Source organism: Campylobacter aviculae, from assembly GCF_005406215.1.
Lineage (GTDB): Bacteria > Campylobacterota > Campylobacteria > Campylobacterales > Campylobacteraceae > Campylobacter_D > Campylobacter_D aviculae.
This window is the reverse complement of the sequence record NZ_NXMA01000034.1, coordinates 1-3,003: the sequence shown is the minus strand read 5'-3', so window position 1 is coordinate 3,003 and position 3,003 is coordinate 1. Positions and strand designations below refer to the sequence as shown.

The window sequence follows — 3,003 nt, the reverse complement described above, 5'->3', positions numbered from 1 at the left end:
ATAAAAGATATATATTTATCTCTTTGTTTATCATGTTTGATACCTGCACATAAAGGTTTAAGTGCTTCATCATACCAAATCACTTCTAACTTTTCTTCTTTAATGATTCTTAGCGCTACTTCTTTTCTATTTTACATTGAATAGTCTTCATTTGCGTTAAAATATTTTTGCCTATAATTCATTTTTAACATTTTATCAATTGCTTCTTTTTCATTATCAAAAGAATAGCTAAGTCCAATACCTCCTCTTTCTCCAATATAAACAGCTTCATATTTATTATTATCAGAATCAAACCACATGGTAAGATGGTATTCTCCTACATGTTTATAAGAAGGATACCGATCTGTATCAATCAACTTTTCTTCTTCTATAATTAGTTCCGCTTGTTCTCTTGTCATTGTTTTTCTTTAATATTATGATTTTCTAATTTTAAAACATTTTACACAAAACTAATTCTATTTTGTTTAATCATTCTAGCACGATTGATAAGAGCATAAAGGGCTATAAATTCATCGTTATAGGTAGAAGTGTAATTGTATTTTTCTAAAAATACAACAACTTCCCCATCAAATTCAATACTTCTGTATTCTATAAGCTCTGCTTTAGCATTAGTGATAAAAGATATATATTTATCTCTTTGTTTATCATGTTTGATACCTGCACATAAAGGTTTAAGTGCTTCATCATACCAAATCACTTCTAACTTTTCTTCTTTGATAATTTTTAATGCTACTTCTTTTGTGATATTTTCTTTAATATCTTTCCTATTGTAGCATTTATGCCGATAATTTTCTTGTAACATTTTATCAATTGCTTCTTTTTCATTATCAAAAGAATAACTAAGTCTAATACTTCCTTGGTCTTCAACATAGAAAGTTTCATATTTATTATTATCAGAATCAAACCACATGGTAAGATGGTATTCTCCTACATGTTTATAAGAAGGATACCAATCTGTATCAATCAACTTTTCTTCTTCTATAATTAGTTCCGCTTGTTCTCTTGTCATTATTGCACTTTATAGTATTCTTTGATGAAATTAATATGTTATTTTAATTTATGAATACAGTATTTATTAATCAATCTTCGCATACTAAAACTTCACTAAAACTAAAACCTAATAAATTGTTTTCTCTCACTATTTTTCTAAATTCACTTGATACAAAAACAGGTATTTCATCATCTTTGATTCTAAATATATGACTTCCATCAAGTTTTGATTTTTTTAAAACAGCCTTAGTAATACTTAAATATTCATCATTATCACCCATATAAGTATATACAGAATGTTCATAATCTAAAGCCTCAAGTGATTTTGTTACATGCATAATTTTACAATCATAATAGTTTATCTCCTGACTTCTAATTTCTACATCTAAATATTGCACGCAATCTTTAATTAAATTTTCCATTAATTTTACAAATTTTGGAGAGACCATACGCCAACCACAGTCATTGTGTATGAGACCAGTTAGTATGTTTCCTTCATTTTCATCGATTTTAAATATAGGTGTTTGCCAATTTGCAATAGGTTTAGATTCCAAAAGTGCATATTCATCATTATTTTTTATATCTACAAGATCACAAGAGCACCAATTATCCACATCATTATGTTGTCCATTATACATCATTTTATAATATTTCATTTTTAAAGTATATTTATAATGCCTAAAGTTTTTAAGATGTTTTGTAATTTTGGTTATTGTTATATTATTTTATTTTCTATAGAATAAATTAAAATATCAAATATTTCCATATTTCCATCATCATATTCTATAAAAAATTTACGCTCCTTTTCGGTTCTTGGGTCATTTTTTAAAATCTTTAATGCTTGATCTTTTTGATTGAGTTCTAAAAGAAGTAAAACTTGCATCAAAGTCCTATCTTGCCAAAATATACCCTTATTATCTTCAAATTTATAAACGAAATCATAAAATCCCTGGGTCGCATTAGAAGTATCTGTTTTAAATGCCTTTAATAAATCTGTTATACTTTCTTTATAATTTTTTAAAAAATTATGATAAGACTCACTAGGCATATTATCTAAGGCAAATTCTTGCAATTCTTTAATATTGGAAAATTCTGTATTTTTAAAAGAAACAGGATAAGAACGAACACTATATTCATTGAAAATCCTAAAATTTAAATCGGGATCTTCAAGACCGATAGCACTGCATAAAATTTCATCATTTTTTAAAGATTTTATTCTAGAAGAAACATTAAAACTTATGCAAGTTTCTTCTTGCTCTAAATAATGCTCAAAGATAAAAAGCAAATTATCAAAAACACCAAAAGTTACAAATTCTTCCGTTTTTAAATCATATTGTACTGAAAATTTATCTAATTTTTTACAAAATTTTATAATCATTTCGTTTAAAAAATCTTGCTCTTTCATATATAATTTCCTCTGTAATCTTTAACTCCACTAGGACGAGATATTTTTATTATAACATCTTTTGATGATATTTTATCTCCGTTTTGTAATATTTTATTGTTATATTTTAAAATTTTATTACCACGTAATCCTATTTGTACACTATCATTTTTTTGACTTATTAAATCAAATGCTATTTTTTGATTAGGTGTTAATGGGGCACTACTAGATGATTTTGCTTCTCTAATAATAAATTTGTTATTACAATAAGCCATTGCATCAACTCTAGTTTTAACAATAGGTTTATTTTTATAATAGACTCTAAGGGTTACTTGAGATTGAGCACTGGGGCATTCTTTTTTAAATGCCTTAAAATCTTTTTCTTCAAACTCTTGTCCTTTTCTTTTGTTTTTCGTAAGCTGCTTACGCTTATTTTCTTCGCTAATCCAACTACCCGAAAGAATCGTGATGATAGATTCTATTTTGCTATTTTTTCGAAATGCCACCGGAATGATTTCGTTTTTTCTTGCTTTACCACCCAAAATAACCTGCTCCCATTCCTGCTTTTTATTTTTTACTTTTCTAAGCTTATTGGCTTGTATTTTCATAGGAGCAAATTTAATCTTATT

General features: G+C 26.5%; 4 protein-coding genes and 1 pseudogene. All 5 read right to left on the bottom strand.

Translation table 11 applies throughout. The features are described from left to right. Positions 1 to 398 (bottom strand): annotated as a pseudogene (locus CQA76_RS08755) (hypothetical protein); the annotation flags it as partial. Between the two features lie 41 nt (positions 399 to 439). Next, positions 440 to 1,009, bottom strand: coding sequence for a hypothetical protein (locus CQA76_RS08750; RefSeq protein WP_137622999.1), 570 nt, complete (start codon positions 1,007 to 1,009; stop codon positions 440 to 442). A gap of 70 nt (positions 1,010 to 1,079) precedes the next feature. Continuing rightward, positions 1,080 to 1,631, bottom strand: a complete 552-nt coding sequence (locus CQA76_RS08745; protein ID WP_232364926.1) for an imm11 family protein — start codon at positions 1,629 to 1,631, stop codon at positions 1,080 to 1,082. A 74-nt stretch (positions 1,632 to 1,705) separates the two neighbouring features. Next, entirely contained in the window at positions 1,706 to 2,395 is a 690-nt protein-coding gene (locus CQA76_RS08740; RefSeq protein ID WP_137622997.1) for a hypothetical protein, read from the bottom strand. Continuing rightward, positions 2,392 to 3,003: hypothetical protein (locus CQA76_RS09115; protein ID WP_212741552.1), on the bottom strand; the 612-nt coding region annotated here is incomplete at its 5' end. The genes CQA76_RS09115 and CQA76_RS08740, both read right to left, overlap by 4 nt.

What these genes read in the sequence shown, in the direction of transcription:
- CQA76_RS08750 (WP_137622999.1), bottom strand. Translation starts at nt 1,009, where the DNA reads ATGACAAGAGAACAAGCGGAACTAATTATAGAAGAAGAAAAGTTGATT.
- CQA76_RS08745 (WP_232364926.1), bottom strand. Translation starts at nt 1,631, where the DNA reads ATGATGTATAATGGACAACATAATGATGTGGATAATTGGTGCTCTTGT.
- CQA76_RS08740 (WP_137622997.1), bottom strand. Translation starts at nt 2,395, where the DNA reads ATGAAAGAGCAAGATTTTTTAAACGAAATGATTATAAAATTTTGTAAA.